General features: G+C 66.2%; 14 protein-coding genes. 8 read left to right on the top strand and 6 right to left on the bottom strand.

Annotated elements, in window-relative coordinates:
* Positions 1-532: 532 nt before the first annotated feature.
* The 3 genes from ASF32_RS00305 to ASF32_RS00295 form a co-directional block, all read right to left on the bottom strand.
* Complete coding sequence (locus ASF32_RS00305; RefSeq protein ID WP_156467614.1) at positions 533-1,246, bottom strand: hypothetical protein; 714 nt, start codon at positions 1,244-1,246, stop codon at positions 533-535.
* Positions 1,247-1,574: 328 nt separating this feature from the next.
* The gene (locus ASF32_RS24230) at positions 1,575-1,997 is read right to left on the bottom strand and encodes a hypothetical protein (RefSeq protein ID WP_082490342.1); all 423 of its coding nucleotides are present in this window, start codon (positions 1,995-1,997) and stop codon (positions 1,575-1,577) included.
* Positions 1,998-2,341: 344 nt separating this feature from the next.
* Positions 2,342-2,614 carry a hypothetical protein gene (locus tag ASF32_RS00295; protein WP_056421986.1) on the bottom strand — a complete coding sequence of 91 codons (273 nt, stop codon included), beginning with the start codon at positions 2,612-2,614 and terminating at the stop codon, positions 2,342-2,344.
* A gap of 747 nt (positions 2,615-3,361) precedes the next feature.
* On the opposite strand from ASF32_RS00295, the gene ASF32_RS00290 reads away from it, so the two are divergent.
* The 5 genes from ASF32_RS00290 to ASF32_RS00265 all read left to right on the top strand — a co-directional run bounded on the left by ASF32_RS00290 (position 3,362) and on the right by ASF32_RS00265 (position 13,513).
* Positions 3,362-4,342, top strand: coding sequence for a hypothetical protein (locus ASF32_RS00290; RefSeq protein ID WP_056421984.1), 981 nt, complete (start codon positions 3,362-3,364; stop codon positions 4,340-4,342).
* A gap of 203 nt (positions 4,343-4,545) precedes the next feature.
* Positions 4,546-7,674 carry a hypothetical protein gene (locus tag ASF32_RS00285; protein WP_056421980.1) on the top strand — a complete coding sequence of 1,043 codons (3,129 nt, stop codon included), beginning with the start codon at positions 4,546-4,548 and terminating at the stop codon, positions 7,672-7,674.
* Positions 7,671-9,335, top strand: a complete 1,665-nt coding sequence (locus tag ASF32_RS00280; RefSeq protein WP_056421978.1) for a hypothetical protein — start codon at positions 7,671-7,673, stop codon at positions 9,333-9,335. Before ASF32_RS00285 ends, ASF32_RS00280 begins: the two co-directional genes overlap by 4 nt.
* Positions 9,336-9,651: 316 nt before the next feature.
* On the top strand, positions 9,652-11,463 hold the full coding sequence (locus ASF32_RS00275) for a reverse transcriptase family protein (RefSeq protein ID WP_056421976.1): 1,812 nt from the start codon (positions 9,652-9,654) through the stop codon (positions 11,461-11,463).
* Between the two features lie 355 nt (positions 11,464-11,818).
* Positions 11,819-13,513 (top strand): HAMP domain-containing methyl-accepting chemotaxis protein, encoded by a 1,695-nt coding sequence (locus ASF32_RS00265; RefSeq protein WP_082490341.1) that lies wholly within the window; start codon positions 11,819-11,821, stop codon positions 13,511-13,513.
* 222 nt (positions 13,514-13,735) lie between these two features.
* Here the strand turns inward: ASF32_RS00265 and ASF32_RS24225 are convergent, their stop codons facing one another.
* Both ASF32_RS24225 and ASF32_RS00260 read right to left on the bottom strand, forming a co-directional pair.
* Entirely contained in the window at positions 13,736-13,897 is a 162-nt protein-coding gene (locus ASF32_RS24225; RefSeq protein ID WP_244483581.1) for a hypothetical protein, read from the bottom strand.
* A 40-nt stretch (positions 13,898-13,937) separates the two neighbouring features.
* Positions 13,938-14,636, bottom strand: a complete 699-nt coding sequence (locus ASF32_RS00260; RefSeq protein ID WP_056421970.1) for a glutathione S-transferase C-terminal domain-containing protein — start codon at positions 14,634-14,636, stop codon at positions 13,938-13,940.
* Between the two features lie 114 nt (positions 14,637-14,750).
* On the opposite strand from ASF32_RS00260, the gene ASF32_RS00255 reads away from it, so the two are divergent.
* Positions 14,751-15,326 (top strand): TetR/AcrR family transcriptional regulator, encoded by a 576-nt coding sequence (locus ASF32_RS00255; protein ID WP_056421968.1) that lies wholly within the window; start codon positions 14,751-14,753, stop codon positions 15,324-15,326.
* A gap of 330 nt (positions 15,327-15,656) precedes the next feature.
* A complete protein-coding gene (locus tag ASF32_RS00250; RefSeq protein WP_056421966.1) occupies positions 15,657-16,478 on the top strand; it encodes an oxidoreductase in 822 nt (273 codons plus the stop codon).
* Positions 16,479-16,523: 45 nt separating this feature from the next.
* Here ASF32_RS00250 and ASF32_RS00245 read toward each other — a convergent pair whose 3' ends face one another.
* Positions 16,524-17,432 (bottom strand): LysR family transcriptional regulator, encoded by a 909-nt coding sequence (locus ASF32_RS00245; protein ID WP_056421964.1) that lies wholly within the window; start codon positions 17,430-17,432, stop codon positions 16,524-16,526.
* 139 nt (positions 17,433-17,571) lie between these two features.
* Here ASF32_RS00245 and ASF32_RS00240 point away from each other — a divergent pair, with 139 nt between their 5' ends.
* Positions 17,572-18,186: a glutathione S-transferase gene (locus tag ASF32_RS00240; RefSeq protein ID WP_056421962.1), complete on the top strand. Its 615-nt coding sequence runs from the start codon at positions 17,572-17,574 to the stop codon at positions 18,184-18,186.

The raw sequence follows: 18,186 nt of genomic DNA, 5'->3' as shown, positions 1-18,186 counted from the left end.
TTCCCTCAGAAACTTAAGCCGGATGAGTTAGTTGCGACAGGCAGGCCGTGGCACAACGGTGTGCCACATGCTCCTCAGGCTTCCCCGTCCGATGAAGCGGTGAGACTTCTCCCTCGCTCAGTTCAAGCAGCGCATTTCTGCTGATGCCCGCGAGGCGGCGATGGGCCGTACCATCGTGGTGCCGCTGTGCACCGAAACCATCCACATAACCCCGACGATGGGCACCAAGCGGTTCTCTCTGAGGACCCGTGACCTGGTAAGGCGAAAGCGCGACAAAGGGCGGCTGCGGCGGCGGTACAGCGATTCTGGGCCACCCTTCGCACCGCTCGCCCCGCCACGCTCGACCATAAGCAGGCTACAAGTCTGGCCGAAGGCCTCTATCAGTATTGGGCTGATAGTGGCGGAGATCGAACCATCGTCATCGTTCACAAAGGCGGAGGCAAATGGGAGGCGGCCCAACAGAAACTCACGAAGGCGAGCGGAGGCGCGAAGCGGCTCACAACCGCGAGCACCGCGCCGGGCGCAGCCCGCCTCAAGTCCGAGTTGCTCCGTACGCTGTAAGAAGCTCATGGCTTATCTGTCGGACCATAGCGGCCCCCGGACCTATGCCGATTGGCAGAGTCCCGTCCCAGGTGAAGAGTTCACCGTTGTCTGTCACGACGCTTGCCCCCATGCCCATGATCTCGGCACGCTGCATTTGGTCCAATATCTCAGGCAAAACCGTATCGAGGTGGGCACCGAGTTTGTTGCGCATCATCGTTATCAATTCACGGCGAACCAACCTCGCCCGCTTCTCCCAGGGCACCTGTTCCGCCGGGTCCAGCGGTATCAGGCCGAGCGGCACTCCCTCCTTCGCCGAGCTTGCTACCCAAACGATATCTCTGTTCCACCACTCTGCGAAGGTGACCGACTTCGTGCCTTGGTAATCCCATTGGAAGACAGGGATGAAATCAGCTTTCGGTGGAGAGGTGTCAATGCGCATAAAGACAAGTGAGTTGTGTGCATTAAGGTTATTCTTATCGGCCCCCCTCGCGCTGATGGTATACGTTTTGGCAGCTCTGATGCGTGCCGCTACAGCGTTTTCCGTTAAGATGCGGGCTATTTCGGTGGCCATGTTGAAGGCAATATATGGCCTGCCACTGTCGTATATGTCGCAGAGCTGTAAGAGCGTCGTCACGCTTTCGTTGATATGCTGCTCTAGCTCAAGGGCAGACATTCGATACTGGTTGCCAACGTTGCGTTTCATGTCGGGCCTTCTTGTGCCGTGCAATGCAATCAATGTGATTTGGGGCTAAGGAACTAAGGCGTTTGCCCAACTCAGACCCCGTATCGCCCCCCGCGCCTCAATCCTCGACCCCTCTTCCACGAGCACCCTCAAGCCAACCCCGGAACCGTAGGCCCGCCCGGCGCCGCTCCCAGCGTGCCCGGTGAGGGCATCGTGGCTGCGCACTGTAGATCCAGTTTCCGGTGACCTGTCATTCGCGGCGCTGGGCGCCAAAGGCTTACGGTAGGCGCGGCGGTAGCCGGGGTTTGGCTTAAGGTGCATGCTCCCGACCGCCCTCCCTGCGCTGTCATCAGGCTCGAAACTTCGCGGCAACTGCTTTGGCTTGCGAAGCATCGAGTTTGTGCAGACGCGCCAGGGCACGCTCGGCGTCATGCGCTATCGCCTCACGGTGGCGGGCTTTAATGCCATCGATCTCGTCCACGATGGCCTGAAGCTTGGCGAGAGCCGACTGTTCTGCGTCGGGACCGGAAGGGATCATCGGTATGTCGCCAACACCTTGGGCAGGATGACCTAATCGTTTCGCGACCTCTAGAACGGCCTCCGAGATAATCCCGAGTTGCCGCCCGAAACTGGCGACTTCCTGCGTGACCTCGGCCTCAATCTCCGGCACGCCTTGATACAGATGCGGGGAAATATCTTGGCTTACAGGTCCGCTCAGAGGAGCGTAGAACGGGAATGTGAACCATGAAAACCAAGTTGGACTTCTAGACATGGTGCGCTCCTCGGGTCTGAGAGGCCGCAATCGTCGCGTGTGAGGCCCGGCCGCTCAAGCGGTATTTCGATGATTCTCGAAGCTGAGCGGAGACGCGTAGCGGCATCTAGCCTTACGACGCCATCAGCATGACATACGTTCGGCATTGATTTCCGCAGGTCAGGCAAAAGAGTCATGGATTATATTCGCGTTGATAATATAAAGCTGCCGGTCCTAGTGCTTAGCAGTCAGGCGCAGGGTTCGGAGGCGGAAAGTTGCTCTTATTTAAAATTCTTATGGATAGCGATCTTAAAAAGGCGGCCGGTATTGGCAGTATATGCTTGGTCCCGACCGCCAGGGTTAGTTTAGGCCAAGATAGCAGCCGCCGTAGCTTTGGTCGCTGCGGATGCCATCAACTTCGCGCCGACAAGTTTGGCGGTTGCAATAGCGGCTGGAGCAGCTGCGGGCATCAGCAGCGTCACGCCGAGGAGACCCGCTCCGCCGATGGCAAATGCGGCCACGGTCAACGCAACGCCCATAGCGTGCCCTTGGCCATTGCCTTTCTTATGCTTATAGATCTCGCGACTCCCGTCAGGGCTGTTCTTCTCATAATAAGTCTGCTCGAAGCCGCCGTCCATTGTATACTCTCCGCCTGAGCCGGTTATGACGGTAAGAAATATTTGTGCTTCTGTGAGATATTCAGAACACATATAAAATTAAACATAAAAATAATTGCTCGGCAATGCAGAAATCTTGTGGACAATAGGATTGTTTGCGTGCCCTGGCAGGAACAATGTCGCGACATCGGCATTGTGGGGCGACGCAGGCTAGCTAAAATAAATTCAGCGCCGGCCTTGATTTAAACTTTGAGCTTTCAAAGCGAGCGCCGCACGCTGTCAGGCCCCTCAATCCTCCCCATCTCCTCTGCCAATGCCTTCAACCCGAAGCCGCTCCCGTATCCACGCCCAACGCTTCCGCCGCTATTGCGCCTGGTGAAAGCATTGTGCGTCTCCTCGAAGCCCGCTGGGTCAGCTGCTCGTTATCTGCGGTTTCGGTACGGCCTGCATCGTCCCGGTGATCCGGCGTGACTGAGCACGACGGTCTCGGCGCGATCCTTGAACTCTCAATCGCCGCGCAGGATATCGCGGTGCTCTCGGCACAAAAGCGGCGTTGCACCATTCGCGCTCCTTTGCGCGATGCCAACGAAGCGCGGGCGCGCGTTGTGCGGTGTCAGCGGCGAAGCGGGTCAGGGCGGACGGCTCATGCACGGATCCCGGTGGCTTGACGCTCCGAGCCTCCGCCGGCCAAGCTCTCGGAAATTGCGAGCCGGCGTCGGGGCAAGCCCCGCCGACGCCGACGTCCCCCTCTCGAGAGACCCTTCCAGAATGCGTCTTCCTCGTTTCCGCCGCGCCACCGGCCGGCTTCTCGCTCTTCTCGGCCTTGTCGTGTCCTTGCTCGTCTCGGCCCCGCTCATGCCGGCCCGTGCCGCCGAGGCGGTCTTTCCGCCTGCCGGCGGGATCGGTCTGGTTCCGCCCGCCGGCATGACGTTGGCCAAGAGCTTCGCCGGTTTCGAGCATCCGTCCGGCGCCTCCATCGTCATCGTCGCGATGCCAGCCGAGGCCTATGGGCAGCTCGCCGAAAAGTTCACCCCCGATTCGCTGCGTTCGACGGGCTTTGCCGCCGTGGGGGCTGCCGAGCCGCTGCCGGTCGCCGGCGGCGAGGGGCGGGTCCTGCGTGGCAGCCAGTCGGCCAGGGGGATCGCCTATACCAAGTGGGTCGCGGTGGTGCGGGGCGGGGATGGCACCGGCCTCGTCACCGTGCAGGTTCCGGAAGCGGCCCGTGGGCAGGTGCCGAACCAGGCGGTGGAGGCGGCGCTGGGCACGATCGCCTTCCGCTCGCCCGGCAGCGTCGCCGACCAGATCGCGGCCATGCCCTATTCGGTGGGGGACCTGGCCGGGTTTCGCCCGGTGCGGACGCTGATGGGGAATACCCTCCTGCTCACCGACGGCCCCAAGGACGTCGATCCCGAAGGCACCCAGCCGCTCGTCATCGTGGCGCCCTCCCTCGGGAAGGCTCCGGTCGCGACCGGCCAGCAGAGCGCCTTCGCCCGCAAGGCGCTGGGCACCATCCGCGAGGTGAAGGACATCGCGGTCACCGACGAGAGCCGCACCAGCGAGGGCGGCGCGGTCGTCATCCGCCTGCGGGCCACCGGCAAGGACGTCCGGTCCGGCCGTAAGGTCGGGGTGACCCAGACGATCCGCTTCGAGGGCAAGACCTACCTGCGCGTCATCGGCCTCGCCGGCGCGGACCAGCCGGACGCCCTCGCGCGGGCCGAGCGCGTCGCCGCCTCGGTGGTTCCGCGCTGAGCAGGCGGGGCGGTATGGGGGACGCGCCCATCACGGTCCGCCCCGGCCCGCCAGGGTTGCCCCCGCGATCGTGGGGCGGCTAGACATCCCTGCGACCGGAACGCCGCACGTCACCGGGCCGGTCGCCGCCTCTTCCCCGTCTCGCGAGGAGCCACGATGCAGAGACCCAAGGATCGCAGTATCGCCCTCTCCAGGTCCGCTGCATGAGGGTCGTCCGCGCGGCGCGCCTCCACCTGAAGGAGGGAGCCTCCGACAAGGTCTACGAGGTGGACCTCGTGGAGAACGACGCGGTCGCAGCGCCTGAGCGGTTCCTCGTCAACATCCGCTACGGACGACGCGGCGCGGTCCTGCGTGAGGGATCGAAGACGGCGCAGCCGATCTCGGCCGATGCTGCCGCGAAAGTGTTCGACAGTGTCGTCGTCGCGAAGATCAACGGCGGCTACCGCCGGAGCGACCAGCCCGCAGCATCATCCGTGACGGGCGCGGCCGGGGCCCCGGCCGAGGGCCGCGACGGCATCCTTCTCGCGCGGCTGGCCTCCTGCCGGCGCTGGCCGTGGCCGGAGAAGGATCGCGAGCGCCTGCTCTGGCGCATCGGCCAGCTCCGCATCGCGCAAGCGGAGCCGGATCTCGTCGCCCTGGTGCGGGACGTCGGACCGGCGGGGGCGAGCTACGCCCTGGTCTGGGCGCTGGCTCGCGCCGTGGGCGGCGGCGCCGCACCGATCCTCGAGGCCGTGGCGGCCGAGACGAGCAGCGTCGTGATCCGCGACCTCGCCCGCTTCGCCCTGGTCTCGCCGCTGATGGGCGCGCAACGACGCCCCTCGGGTGAGGAGGCGGACCTGCCGGAGGCGGTCGCCCGGCCGGCCCGCGCCGGCGACGCGGACGGCCTCGTCGCCGCGCTGACCACCCTCGCCAGGGGCAAGCCCCTCGCCGTCGGGCCGGCGCTGGTGGCGCTCGGCCGCTGCGCGCAGGACGATGCCGTGCTGCATGCGGGCCTCTGCGCCGCGCTCCCGCGCTTGGCCCCCCGGCCGCCCTACCTCATCGGCCTGCGCCGCCTCTTCAAACATGCCGAGATGGCCGACGATGCCGGCCTCTTCGGCGCCACCGCCCTCCGGCTCGAGACCGCGAAGGCGATGTACAAATCCGGCGACCCCATGGTTTACTCGGCCGAGTTGCGGCGGCAATTCGTGGTGCGCGATGAACGGGGCGGTCCGGACGCGCGGATCGGCCTGTCCTCGGCCACCTCCCTCTACCTCAAGCGCCGGATCTGGCGGGCCTTGCGCAAGCGCGGCGAGGTCGGCGATCCGGCCTTCGCCGAAATGGCCGCCGGGCTGCTGCTGACAGTGCGGCCCGAGGATCTGGGTCCGCGCACGGTCTCGACCCTGTGGCGGCGTCAGGCGAACGGCACCTGGGGCCGCGAGCCCCGCCTGCGCGGCCCCCTCGCGACCCAATGGGCGGCGAGCCATCTCCTGTTCCGCCATGCCCCGCAGGCACGGCCGCGCTCGGGCTCGGCCACGTTCTTCCTCGATGCCGATACCGACCTCGACTCGCGGGACGAGGCCTTCCCCGATCTCTGGAGCGCCCGGCCCGACCTCGCCCTCCGTCTCGCCACGGAGGGGCGGATCGACCCCGTGGCGATGCTGGGACTGCGCGTCCTGAGGGCCGACGCCGCCGCCTGCGCCGCCCTCGATGCCGCCGCGGTCGGCCGCCTGCTCGGCGCGACTCTGCCCGCCGTCGCCGCCCTCGGCCTGGAAATCGCGCGGGAGCGGCTCGCCCGGGGCGGGGCCGATCCCGAACTCCTCGCCGTCCTCGTCCAGGCCCGGTTCCCGGAGGGGCGGATGCTCGCCCTGCGGCGGATCGAGGCCGAGGCGGATTTGCCCTGGTCGAACGTGGCGCTGGCCTTCGCGCTGCTCACGAGTGCCGCGCCGGAGGTCGAGGCGGCGGTCCTCCCCCTCGCCCGCGAGCGCGGCCTTCCGGCCGGCGTCGCCGGGCCTTTGGCCGAGCGGCTGGTGGCGTGGCTACGGGCGATGCCGCCGGTCCTCGACGCGGAGGCGGCGGCATCGATCCGGGCCATGCGCGGTGGCCTCCCGCTGCTCTGGCCGGACCACGACATGCCGGTGGCCGGGCACGACATCGCCGCGTTGATGGCGCATCCGGCCCCGGAGATGATGGCTGCGGGCGTCGCGCTGCTGGCCTTGTCCGGCACCGATGCCGATGGCCTGCCCGCCGAGCAATGGTACGCCCTGATCGGATCGGACTCCCTGGACGTGCGGGACGCCGCCATCGGCCTCCTGTCGCGCCTCGACGATGCGCGGCTCCGCCGGCACGCCGACCCCATCCTCGCCTTCGCCTCCGGTCCTTCGCCCGTTCTGCGAAAGGCGGCGCGGCCCCTGGTGAAGCGCCTGGTCGATGCCGATCCGGCCAGCGCCGGCCCGCTGGCGCAATCCCTCATCGCGAGCCTGTTCCGCACCGCGCCGGACGACCGGTTCGTCGCCGACATCGTCGCGCTCCTGGGCGAGGCGATGCCCGGGGAACTCGCTGCCCTCGACGGCGGCACCCTGTGGCGCCTCCTCCAGGCGCAAGCCAAGGGCGCGCAACGCCTCGGGGCGATCGTGCTGGCCGAGCGGGAGCCCGGCCTCTTCAGCGTGCGCCAGATCGCGCGGCTCGGGGGCCATTCGCATCTCTCCGTGCGGCAATGGGCGATGGCCGCTTATCTCGCCGAGCCGGCTCGCTTCCAGGCCGAGGCGGCCGAGGCCGTCCTCCTCGTCGAGAGCGACTGGCCGGAGACCGTCGCCTTCGCGGAGAGCCATTTCGCGACCTGGCCGGGGGAGGCCTGGACGCCGGAGGCGCTTTCCATCGTCACCGACAGCGTCAAGCCGGAGGTCCTGGCTTTCGCCCGCCGGATCCTGCGCAGCCATCTGCGGCCGGGGGAGGCGGATGCCCAGATCCTGCGCCTCCTCGAACATCCCTCGCCCTCCATGCACCTCCTGGTGACGGAGCTCCTGACGGCGCAGGCGGTGGCCAGCGAAGACGCCTTCGCCCGTCTCGTGCCGCTCGCCCGCATCGTCATGCTGCAGGTGCTGACGGGGCGGACCGCCAAGGACAGGATGGCGGCCTTCCTGAAGGGGGAGGCCCTGCGCAGCCGCGAGCGGGCGCAAGGTTTGCTGCCCCTCTTCGCCGACCTGTCCCTGAGCGTCACGGCGCGCGACCGGAACGCCGCGATCCTTGCGCTTCGCGACATCGCCAACGCCTATCCGGATCTCGATACGCCCCTCGTCCGGCGACCGTCCGCGGCACGGCAAGCCGCCGGATCGGTGTCGGAGGCTGCCCGATGAACGTCGTCCATCGCTACCTCGGCGAGAGCCGCGCCGTCACGGAAGGGGGCACGACGCGGCTCGGCTTCGCGCCCGATACCTTGCGCGCGCCGACCTTCTTCAACGGAAGAGTCGCCCGCCACCTGCCGTTCCGCGAGGCGATCTCGGCGCTGCACCACGTCGTGGTGTCGGACCTGCGCTTCAAGCCGAAGGACCGCAGCGCCTATTTCGCCTGGCTGCAGGCCAACGAGCAGCAGCTTCTCGCCGAGGCGCTGGCCGGGCGGGACGAGCTGGAGGCCGAGATCGAGTCCCTGCGCCGCGAACTCAGGGACATCGATGCCGCGTCCCAGACGGTGATGCGGCCGTTCTACAAGGCCCGGCAGCTTTATTTCGACCGGCTCTACAAGGAGGATCTCGACGCCTGGATCGTCCTCGACCCGGTCATCACCGTGCATCCGGACGAGATCTTCTTCGAGTGTTTCAGCCTCGACGAATCCACCTACGGGCGCCTCTCCTGCGACCACGACGTGTTCGAACGCATGGGCGAGATGGCCTTCGGCACCACCAACATCGATTACAGCCACGCTTTGTACGACGAGTTCCAGAAGATCCGCAGCGACCGGGACACCGAACTCGCCATCGACCCCACCGGCTTCTCCGTCCAGACCGCCGGCACGGAGGAGTATCGCGAGGACAAGATCGATCTGCCCGATTCCTGGATGCGGGGCTTCCTGCAGGTATCGAGTGCCATGACGCAGCCCGCCTGCGTGGTCGACCTCCACCCTGTCGACCTGCACGCGATCCTGACGCGGCTCGCCGCCCGCCGGGAGCGGCACGGCCCGCGCTCCCTGCGCTTCCTGCTCGAACCGGACCGGCCGGTGAGCGTGCTGATCGAACCCTGGAACGAGCGCCTGACCTTCCGGCGCTCGATCTACCGGGGGCCGGCGAGCGCCGAGATCCGGCTCTGGGGCCGTCGGCGGCTGGCGATCCTCGCCCGCGCCCTGCCGCTCGCCAGATCGGTTCGCCTCCATCTCCTCGGCACCGGTCTGCCCTCCTTCGCGGTGGTCGATTACGGCGGCCTGCGCTTCACCCTCGGCCTGTCCGGCTGGACCGCCAACGACTGGTCCCGCGCCGGCCAGTTCGACCTCCTCGCGCCCCGCACGGATGTCGATGCGGGCACCGCCGCGCGGGTCTTCGCGGCGCTCGGCCGCCATCTCTTCGCCGATGCCGGGACCCTCGCCGCCGAGACCGGCCTCGACCGGGCGACGGTGGAGGCCGCGCTCGGCGGCTACGTCCAGGCCGGCCGCGTCATGTTCGATCTCGACAAGCGGGTGTTTCGCCTGCGCGAACTCACCCGCGAACCGCTGGATGCGGGCGCCCTGCGCTTCGCCTCGGAGCAGGAAGCCAAGGCCGACCGGTTCCTTGCCGCTGGGCTCGTGACCCTCGGCCCCATCACCCGCGCCGAGGGCCGGCGCAGCCTCACCGGCTCCGTGTTGGACGACGGCCGGGCCATGGCGACCGCCGTCGAGATCGACGCGGACGACCGCATGGTCGGCGGCCACTGCACCTGCGGCTTCTACATCCGCAACAAACTGATGCGCGGCCCCTGCGAGCACATGCTGGCCCTGCGCCGCATCGTCCACGCGCAGGTCGAGGGCAAGCCGATGAGGAATCAGGCGTGAGGAACCGCGTCGGCAAGCGATTGATGCCCTCCCCGGCATGCTTTAAGCTTCTTCCCCTGAGGGACGTCGGGCGGAGCGGACCTTGCATTCTGGGCGGCGTTTCGCCGTCCCTGCACTCTGCCCGGCAAAGCGTCACTGGCCCGCTCTTCACTGGGCCGGCACAGACCCCTACCGCGCGCTTTCTGTTTGGGTTCCTTGAACCCAAACGCGCGGTAGGGGTCGTGCCGGCATCGAGTGGACCGGACCAGTCCCGAGACTTGACGAAGGCTTTCCGCCCGGCGTCCCTCACTCGTCCTCCCGTCCGGGCGAACCGCCCATGAGCGTCCAGCCCGGCTCGCTCACCCGGCAGCAGCTCTACGACCGCATCCGCGAGAGCTCGAAGGACGAGGTCGTCCTCGAAGAGATGATCCGGCTCGGCTACTGGCCGGCCGGGACGGATCAGCCGAACCTCCCCGAGGACGTCATCCGCCGAAGGGGCGAGCTCACCCGCGAACTGACGGAGCTGCATCGGAGCGCGGCGCTCTGGAAGAATCCGGACGCCGCCCTCAAGGCGATGCACAAGCGCCGCAAGAAGGCGGCTCTGGAACGGCGGCGCGAAACCAAGCTCAACGGCGCACACGGGCGGCACGAACGCGCGCTCACCTGGCACGGGCACCGGAACCGGGAGATCCTCTATCTCGGCGAGGGCGTCTCGGCGGGTCTCTCGGCGCGGGGAGACGCCGGGGCGTCGCGAGCCGACGGCCTGCCGGAACTGGCGAGTCCTGGCGCGGTGGCCGAGGCCATGGGGATCGGCCTCGGCGAGCTGCGCTTCCTCGCCTATGACCGGGCGCTCGCCACGGTGAGCCATTACCAGCGTTTCACCATCCCGAAGAAGACCGGCGGGCTGCGCGCCATCTCGGCGCCGATGCCCCGGCTCAAGCGGGCGCAATACTGGATCCTCGATGCCGTGCTCGCCCATGCGGGCATCCACGAAGCCGCCCACGGCTTCGTTCCGGGCCGCTCGATCCTGACGAACGCCGCCCTCCATGTGGGGCGGGACGTGGTGGTCAATCTCGACCTCAAGGACTTCTTCCCGACGCTGGATTACCGCCGGATCAAGGGCAAGTTCCGGGGCCTCGGCTATGCCGAGCCGGTGGCTACGGTGCTCGCCCTGCTCTGCACCGAGCCGGATGTGGACGAGGTCGAGATCGACGGGCAGCGTCTCTACGCGGCGCGCGGACCGCGCCGCCTGCCCCAGGGGGCGCCCACGAGTCCGGCGCTGACCAACCTCGTCTGCACCCGCCTCGACGCGCGCCTCACCGGCCTCGCCGCGTCGCTCGGCTTCACCTACACGCGCTACGCCGACGACATGACCTTCTCGGCCTCGGGCGAGGGGGCGGGCAAGGTCGGCGCGCTCCTGAAATACGTGCACGAGATCGTCGCCGGGGAAGGCTTCACAATCCATCCCGACAAGACGCGGGTGATGCGGCGGGGGCGGCATCAGGAGGTCACCGGGCTCACGGTGAACGAGCGGGTCGCGGTGCCGCGCGAGACCCTGCGCCGGTTCCGCGCCCTGCTGCACGGCATCGAGGGGCACGGCCCCGCCGGCCGCCGCTGGGGCCGGAGCGAGGGGCAGGCGGTGCTCGCGGCGGCTTTGGGCTTTGCCCGCTTCGTCCGGATGGTCACGCCCGAAGCCGGTGCTCCCCTGGTCGCGCAGGCGCGGCGGCTCGCCGAGAAACACGGGGCGCCGCAGCAATCGGCCCAGCCCCGGATCACCCCCTTCCGCGCGCAATCCGCCCGGGGCGTGCCGCCGCGCGAGGGCTGGTGGAGCCCGGCCGAACGCCCGCTGCCGCAGCCCGATCCCATCCTGCTCGAGGCCGAGCGGCCCGCCAGAAGCGTGCCCGGACGAAGCGGCCTGCCCTCCATCGGCCGTCGCCCCGAGCCGGCCGCCGACCAGCCGCGTCCCGGATCGCCGCCCGGCGGCGATGTCGGAGAGGACACTCCGCTGAAGCCCTGGATGGTGGTGCTCGGCGTGTTCGTCCTGTTCCAGGCCGGCGCCATCGTGCATCCGGTCCTGGGATTGCTGGTGCTCGCCGCTTCACTCGTGATCGCAATCCGGCGCTGGCTCCGTCGCCGGCGCGGCAGGTGATCACGGGGCGCTCTAAAGGTGCGGTAAGGCCTACATCTGACAAAGCCATATTCGATGCATGGTCTGCCGAGGCTGGACGGCTCGAAACAGACCCGCTCTTACACATCCCGGCGCCGAAGATCTCTGACTCGTATCCATAAAACCCGAGCGGGGTTGTGCGGACGTCGTCGCGCAGCCTGATTTACCTGAGAAAATTGAAATATAACTCACTACTGGCCAATCAAGACTGTAGATATGGGGGTTTTTTGAGTCATTATCTGCGTTATAATTTCGTTAATCCGCTATATATATTACGCATGGCATCAATCGTTGCTGATCAAGGCGGGTGCCCGTGAGGAATAAGATTTTTGCACTCATGGCTGTGTCGCTCGTCGTGCTGTGCTCGACACTCGCGATATACATCGCCGCGTTTACGCTACGGCCGATGGCGCGGGACGCCGCAATGACTTCGGCCATGACCGGCATCGCCCGATCCGTCGAAATGTTCATGGTTTCGACAAAGAAATTCAACGCCGAGTTCGAACAGGCCTCTTCCAAACAAGATAAGGACGCTGTCCGAGAGACGTGGACGACGACGATCCGCGCCGTCGACGACGCTGTCATCCATGATTTTGGCCCCGACAATCTACGGGTCCGCCTCGTGAATGATCCCGCCATCACGGGCATACCATCGTCGGGCGGAACCGCGACGGCGGTCGAAACGGATTTTGAGCGAAAAGCTCTGCAGCAGTTCATCGACGGTCGCAATGAACCGATCGTCACCGAGGAAGACGGCTTCCTCAAGATTTCGGCTCCACTTCCGGCCTCCGCACATCCGGGATGTGCGAACTGTCATGACTTGCCGGTCGGATCGAAGACCGTTCTGGGGTCCATCAATGCGTATGCCCCGCTGAAATCGGCGATCGCAAAATCCGACAGCGAGGCGAGGACCGTCGCTTCCGTTCTCGCCGTCATGATTACGCTGGTGTTCGGCTGCCTGTTCTGGCTCATCCACAAGCTCGTCATCGTCAGGGTTCAAGCCGTGACCAAGACCATGCTCGATCTGGCCCGCGGCGACATCCATGTCGCGATTCCCTTCAGCAAAGGGCGGGACGAACTCGCGCGGATGGGCCAGGCCATCAACGTTTTCCGCGAGAATGCATCGCAACGCCAACGCCTCGAATCCGAGGCGCGGGCCGATGAGCAGAAGCGCATTCGGCATCAATCGAAGACCGAAGAACTGATTGACGACTTCCGGAACCATGTCGGCTCCTTGCTGAAAAAGACGACGTCGGATGCCGCCCGAATGCAGGCTACTGCGGCAAGTCTTGGCGGGATCGCGGCAGCATCCCTCAGTAAAGCCAATGAAGCGACTGACGCGGCCAACGAGTCGGCAGACAGCGTGAGCACGGTTGCGGACTCGGCGAGCAGGATTGCCCTGTCGATCAACGAGGTTGCCGACCGTGTCTCTTACTCCGCCGAAGTGGTTGGCCGCGCAAGCCAGAGTGCCCTGTCCAGCAACACGATGATTGCGGGCCTTTCCCAGGCCGCGGCCCGCATCGGTGACGTGGTTCAGGTCATCTCAACGATCGCCCGACAGACCAATCTGCTGGCGTTGAATGCAACCATCGAAGCGGCGCGCGCGGGGGATGCCGGCAAGGGGTTCGCTGTGGTGGCGAGTGAGGTCAAGCAATTGGCCGAACAGACCTCCGCCGCCACCCAGGAAATTGCCAAGCAGGTGGATGGCATCCAGACATCGACCCGGGACTCCGTCGTCGCGATCGAAGCCATCACGGTGTCGATGCACGAGGCCAACGCGTGCATGAGCCTGATCGCACAGTCGATCTCTCAGCAGGGCGCGGCCACGAAAGGGATCAGCGACAGCGCGCTCGGCGCCTCGGAGGGGACGGCGCGGGTCACCAACGCCATGGAGGAGTTGGTGGGCGCTGCGAACTTGACGACGGTGGCCTCCGGAAACGTCGCCAGCGTCGCGACCGAACTGGTGTCCGCGAATGAAGATCTCGCGAGCACGGTGGAGACCTTCCTCCGGTCCGTGGTCGCGTCTCGCTGATCGGGCGAATGGTCCCCGGATGAGGGGATACGGGTCGATCGTGAAAGCTGGGCATGTTCGCCCTGGCGCTCGGGATGGCCACGGCGAGCGGGGCCCATGTCGGCGGGACAGCCCGAACCCATCCTGGTGGAGGTACCAACCCCTAGACGTCCGAGATGGGTGAGGGCGGGCGCTGAGCCTTTGCCTTGAAGCGGACATTCGGCTCCCGGCCCATGCCAGTCGTTACGATGAAGTCGGCGCTTCCCCAAAGCGATCGCCATCGTGTGCTTTGAGAACGTCGACGATGCCTCGATCGACGATGTCCGCCATGGCAGCGCCGTACTCGGGGGGCTTCCCCTGGATCAAGTCGATCCGTGCAAAAGGCATGATGATTTCCTCGGGCAAGATTGCGGTCGGCCCCCCACCGGGACCGACCGCTGGGCACTTACGTCCGGTTGTCGATCTCCGGCACACCGCTGCTCCTGTCCGAATAGGCAGCGATAAAGGCCGGCCGAGACTGCCAGCGCTGCCAGAAGGCATCGAGATGCTCGAAGCGCTCATCGAGCGGAGTGGCGTTCACCGGGAACTTGGAGAACGCGATGGCCGTCGCCAACGTGATGTCCGAGAACGTCGGCTGATCGCCTCCCAGCAGCCACGCACGGCCGTCGGAGAGGTGCCGGTCGATCAAGCCGGCATGCGCCAGTGCCACCTTGCGGGAGTGCTCGCCCCAGGCCGGATTGCTGGTCAGTTCGAGCTTCGGGCCCAGACCCTGATGCAGGACATGGAATGCAGTGACGATGGGATAGAGGATGTGCACCCACACCCGGTTGTCCCACATCTGATCAAGGCCACGCTCGTGCGCCGTTTCGCCCATGATCTTGCGGCCTTCGAACGTGTCGTCGAGGTAGCGAGCGATGGCGGAGGTCTCGCTCAAGTAAGAGCCATCGGCGAGCGCGAGGGTCGGTGTCTCGCCCCAAGCGTTCATCTTCAGATGCTTCCAACCCCTCTGCTCGCCGACCGGTGACATGTCGTAGACCGTCTCGTCGAAGTGATCGGCGATGCCCTTCTCGTGCATGAAGATCCGCAGGCGCTGCGGGTTCGGGAAGGCCGAGGGTGAGGTGAATAGCTTGAGCTTGTCGGACATCGGTATCTCGCTTTCCTAAGGGTTTTGCCTGTCTGTCAGATGACAGACATCGAACTATGACCGATATCTTGTGTCGTCAACCCCTGTCTGCCATATGACAGGAGGAGGTTGAGAATGGCAGCGACGTTGAAGAGGGATGTGCGTGAGGCGATCCTCGTGGCCGCGAGGGAAGCAGCGATGGCCTATGGATACGGCGGCATCAATTTCCGCGACCTCGCGCAGGCCGTTGGCATCAAGGCCGCTAGCATCAACTACTACTTCGCCAATAAGGCCATCCTCGGCGAGGCAGTCGCGCGCCGCTATTGGGAAGACATTGCCCGCGATCTTGAAGCTATTTCAACGGATGCGCAAAGTCCGATGGAAGCGCTGCGGCAATACCCCAGCATTTTTCGTCTCTCTCTGGAGCGCAATAATCGCATGTGCCTCAGCAGCTTCATGGCGACAGAGTATGACGCGTTGCCTGAGCAGGTTCTGAAGGAGGTCCAGTCTTTTGCAGACGTTAATACGGCATGGCTACGCGAGCAGCTCGTTGCTGCAAAACTAGTCGAGGCGAAGGACGGGAATACGAGAGCCCTTGCCATCTATGCTGCTGTAGCCGGAGCTCAGATCATCGCTCGAAGCCGTTCGGATATAAATCTGTTCGACTCGTTGGTCAGGAGCTATCGAGAGACAGGACTCCTTCCGAACTGATCAAAAGCCCGCACGAAGACAAGGTCCGCTTCCATGCTTGGTCGATCGTAAGCGGTCAGGCTTAAATCCACCGATTCCAGTCGTACTCTCTGGCTCGCTGGGCCGCCTGGAAGCAGACCTTCCCAGCGTCTGCCAAGGGTCGTGAGCGAACGGTAACAACCGTGAAATTTCCGCCCCTTGCCTGCCGGCGACTTGGGCGGTGGCCACGTGAAGTCGACGCACGCCATCGCGGATGGGCCGGCTCCCCCGACACCTCTTGCAATTATAGATTATCATCATAATCTATAAGCCGAAGCGGTCCCCCGAGGGCGCGCATCGTGGGAGAGTGTCGTGGGCAAAACGGACATCAAGACGGCCATCGTCACCGGAGCGGCATCCGGCATCGGACTGGCAACGGCCAAGGCCCTGAAAGCGGCGGGCTACCGCGTCTACGGCACGAGCCGCAGACCCGCGCAGGGACGGGACGGGGACGTCACGATGCTGGCCTGCGACGTGACCGACGACGCCTCCGTCGAGGCCCTGGTGCGGACGGTCCACGGCGAGACCGGGCGGATCGATCTGCTGGTCAACAATGCCGGGTTCGGCATCAGCGGCGCGGCGGAGGAATCCACGGCCGAGCAGGCGCAAGCCCTCTTCGACGTCAACCTGTTCGGCGTGATCCGCACGATTCGGGCGGTGCTGCCGCTGATGCGGGCGCAGGCGGGCGGCCGCATCGTCAACATCAGCTCCATCCTGGGGCTCGTCCCGGCGCCCTACATGGCTGTCTATTCGGCCAGCAAGCACGCGCTGGAGGGCTATTCGGAATCCCTGGACCATGAGGTTCGCGGCCAAGGCATCCGCGTCGTGCTGGTCGAGCCCGCCTATACGCGCACGGCCTTCGACGCGAACCTGGTCTCCCCCGATGCGCCCTTGAGCCTCTACGATTCCGATCGCGCGGACCGGGAGCGTTTCACGCGGGAGGTCATGGCCACGGCCGACGCGCCCGAGATCGTCGCCGAGGTCGTGGTGAAAGCCGCCACCGCGGCGGCGCCCCATCTGCGCTACACCGCCGGATCGATGGCGCGGCAGGCCAGCCTCCTGCGCCGTTTCGTGCCGGCCAAGCAGTTCGACAAGAGCTACCGCAAGCAGATGCGCCTTCCCCCGGTTTCCTGAGCCTCCGCGCTCCGGGGGGCGTGGGAAACATGGTCCGCCCGTCTCTCAGCCACGATCGGGATTGACCATCGGGTCGGCCTGGAGCCTCGCCGCGGCCAGATCGATGAAGGCGCGCACCTTGGCCGGCGCGCGCCTTCCCTCCAGGGTCACGATATGGACCGGGAGCGGCACCGCGTCCGGATCGTCGAGGACCAGCCTGAGCCGGCCTTCGGCGACCGATGGCGCCACCTGATAGGACAGCAGGGGCGCGATCCCCTGGCCCGCAAGTGCGGCCGCCAGGACCGCGTCGATCGTGTTGCAGATCAACCGTGATTGCGTGGCGCCACGCGTCGGCCCTTCGGCCGGGGAATGGCGCTCGTAGGACAGTCGCGTTCCCATCAAACCGATGGTCGCGTGGCGGTGCAAATCCCCCATCGATTGCGGTGTCCCGTTCCGGTCGAGATAGTCCGGCGCGGCGCAGAGAACCCTGCGGACGGTGCCGACCCGGACCGCGACGAGCCCGGAATCGGCCAGATGACCGATGCGGATTCCCACATCGGCGCCCTCCTCGATCAGGTTGACCACCCTGTCGAGGAACAGCGCGCGCACGCTGACGGCCGGGTAACGCGCAAGAAAATCCGTAATGGCGGGCAAGACATAAAGCCGCCCGAACTGAACCGGAGCGGTGATCGTCAAGGTTCCGGAAGGTGTCGCATAGGCGCCGGCCGCGAGTGCTTCCGCTTCTTCCATGTCCGCGAGGATGCGGCGGCAATCCTCCAGATAGCGTCCGCCCGCCTCGGTGAGCATCAGCGAGCGCGTGGTCCGCGTCAGCAGCCGGGCTCCGATCCGGTTCTCCAAGGCCGCCACCGCACGGGTCACGGCGGGCGGGCTCATGTTGAGTTGGCGCGCCGCAGCGGCGAATCCCCCGCTCTCCGCCACCCGCACGAAGACCCGCATCGCCTGCCACCGGTCCATGCCGGCTTCCTCCTCACCCGCGGATTATTCCAAAAACCGGAATAGTCGATTGCGGAGAATGCCGGTTCACGCGTTCCACGCAAGGGTCTCTGATGTGTCCGTGGCCGGCGCCCTTGTCCGGCCGTCGCGGAGATCCATCATGAAGCTGTTCCACATGGCCCTGTCCGGGCATGCGCACCGGGCGCGTCTGTTCCTGTCCCTGGTGGGCGCGGATTGCGAGATCGTCGAGGTCGACCTCGCCGCCGGCGCGCACAAGACGCCGGAATTCCTCGCCCTGAACCCGTTCGGACAGGTGCCGGTGCTCGTCGACGGCGACGTGGTGGTTCCGGATTCCAACGCCATCCTGGTCTACGTGGCCAAGACACTCGGGCGCACGGATTGGCTGCCCGAGGATGCCCTCGCGGCGGCGCGGGTGCAGCGCTGGCTCTCGGTCGCGGCCGGGCCCATCGCCTTCGGCCCCGCCGCTGCCCGGCTGATCACCGTCTTCGGCGCTCGCTTCGACACGGCCGAAGTGATTGCCCGTGCACATCAAATCCTCGGCCGCATCGAGGCGGAACTCGACGGTCGCGACTGGATCGCCGCCGACCATCCGACCATCGCGGATGTGGCCCTCTACAGCTACGTCGCCGCAGCCCCCGAGGGAAATGTCGATCTCGGCCCCTATGCCGAGATCCGAGCCTGGCTCGGCCGCATCGAGGCGCTACCCGGCTTCGTGCCCTTTCCGACGACGGCGGCCGGCCTGCGCGCGGCCTGA

It is taken from the genome of Methylobacterium sp. Leaf91, from assembly GCF_001422815.1.
In the GTDB taxonomy this organism is placed as follows: Bacteria; Pseudomonadota; Alphaproteobacteria; order Rhizobiales; family Beijerinckiaceae; genus Methylobacterium.
The sequence above is the reverse complement of the archived record's forward strand: the minus strand, read 5'-3'. Positions and strand labels throughout refer to the sequence as shown.

Excerpts from the sequence above, each read along its gene's own strand:
- ASF32_RS00285 (WP_056421980.1), top strand. The coding sequence starts at position 4,546 with ATGAGGGTCGTCCGCGCGGCGCGCCTCCACCTGAAGGAGGGAGCCTCC.
- ASF32_RS00305 (WP_156467614.1), bottom strand. The coding sequence starts at position 1,246 with ATGAAACGCAACGTTGGCAACCAGTATCGAATGTCTGCCCTTGAGCTA.
- ASF32_RS24230 (WP_082490342.1), bottom strand. The coding sequence starts at position 1,997 with ATGTCTAGAAGTCCAACTTGGTTTTCATGGTTCACATTCCCGTTCTAC.
- ASF32_RS00245 (WP_056421964.1), bottom strand. The coding sequence starts at position 17,432 with ATGGACCGGTGGCAGGCGATGCGGGTCTTCGTGCGGGTGGCGGAGAGC.
- ASF32_RS00290 (WP_056421984.1), top strand. The coding sequence starts at position 3,362 with ATGCGTCTTCCTCGTTTCCGCCGCGCCACCGGCCGGCTTCTCGCTCTT.
- ASF32_RS00275 (WP_056421976.1), top strand. The coding sequence starts at position 9,652 with ATGAGCGTCCAGCCCGGCTCGCTCACCCGGCAGCAGCTCTACGACCGC.
- ASF32_RS00240 (WP_056421962.1), top strand. The coding sequence starts at position 17,572 with ATGAAGCTGTTCCACATGGCCCTGTCCGGGCATGCGCACCGGGCGCGT.
- ASF32_RS00260 (WP_056421970.1), bottom strand. The coding sequence starts at position 14,636 with ATGTCCGACAAGCTCAAGCTATTCACCTCACCCTCGGCCTTCCCGAAC.
- ASF32_RS00295 (WP_056421986.1), bottom strand. The coding sequence starts at position 2,614 with ATGGACGGCGGCTTCGAGCAGACTTATTATGAGAAGAACAGCCCTGAC.
- ASF32_RS00280 (WP_056421978.1), top strand. The coding sequence starts at position 7,671 with ATGAACGTCGTCCATCGCTACCTCGGCGAGAGCCGCGCCGTCACGGAA.
- ASF32_RS00255 (WP_056421968.1), top strand. The coding sequence starts at position 14,751 with ATGGCAGCGACGTTGAAGAGGGATGTGCGTGAGGCGATCCTCGTGGCC.
- ASF32_RS00265 (WP_082490341.1), top strand. The coding sequence starts at position 11,819 with ATGGCTGTGTCGCTCGTCGTGCTGTGCTCGACACTCGCGATATACATC.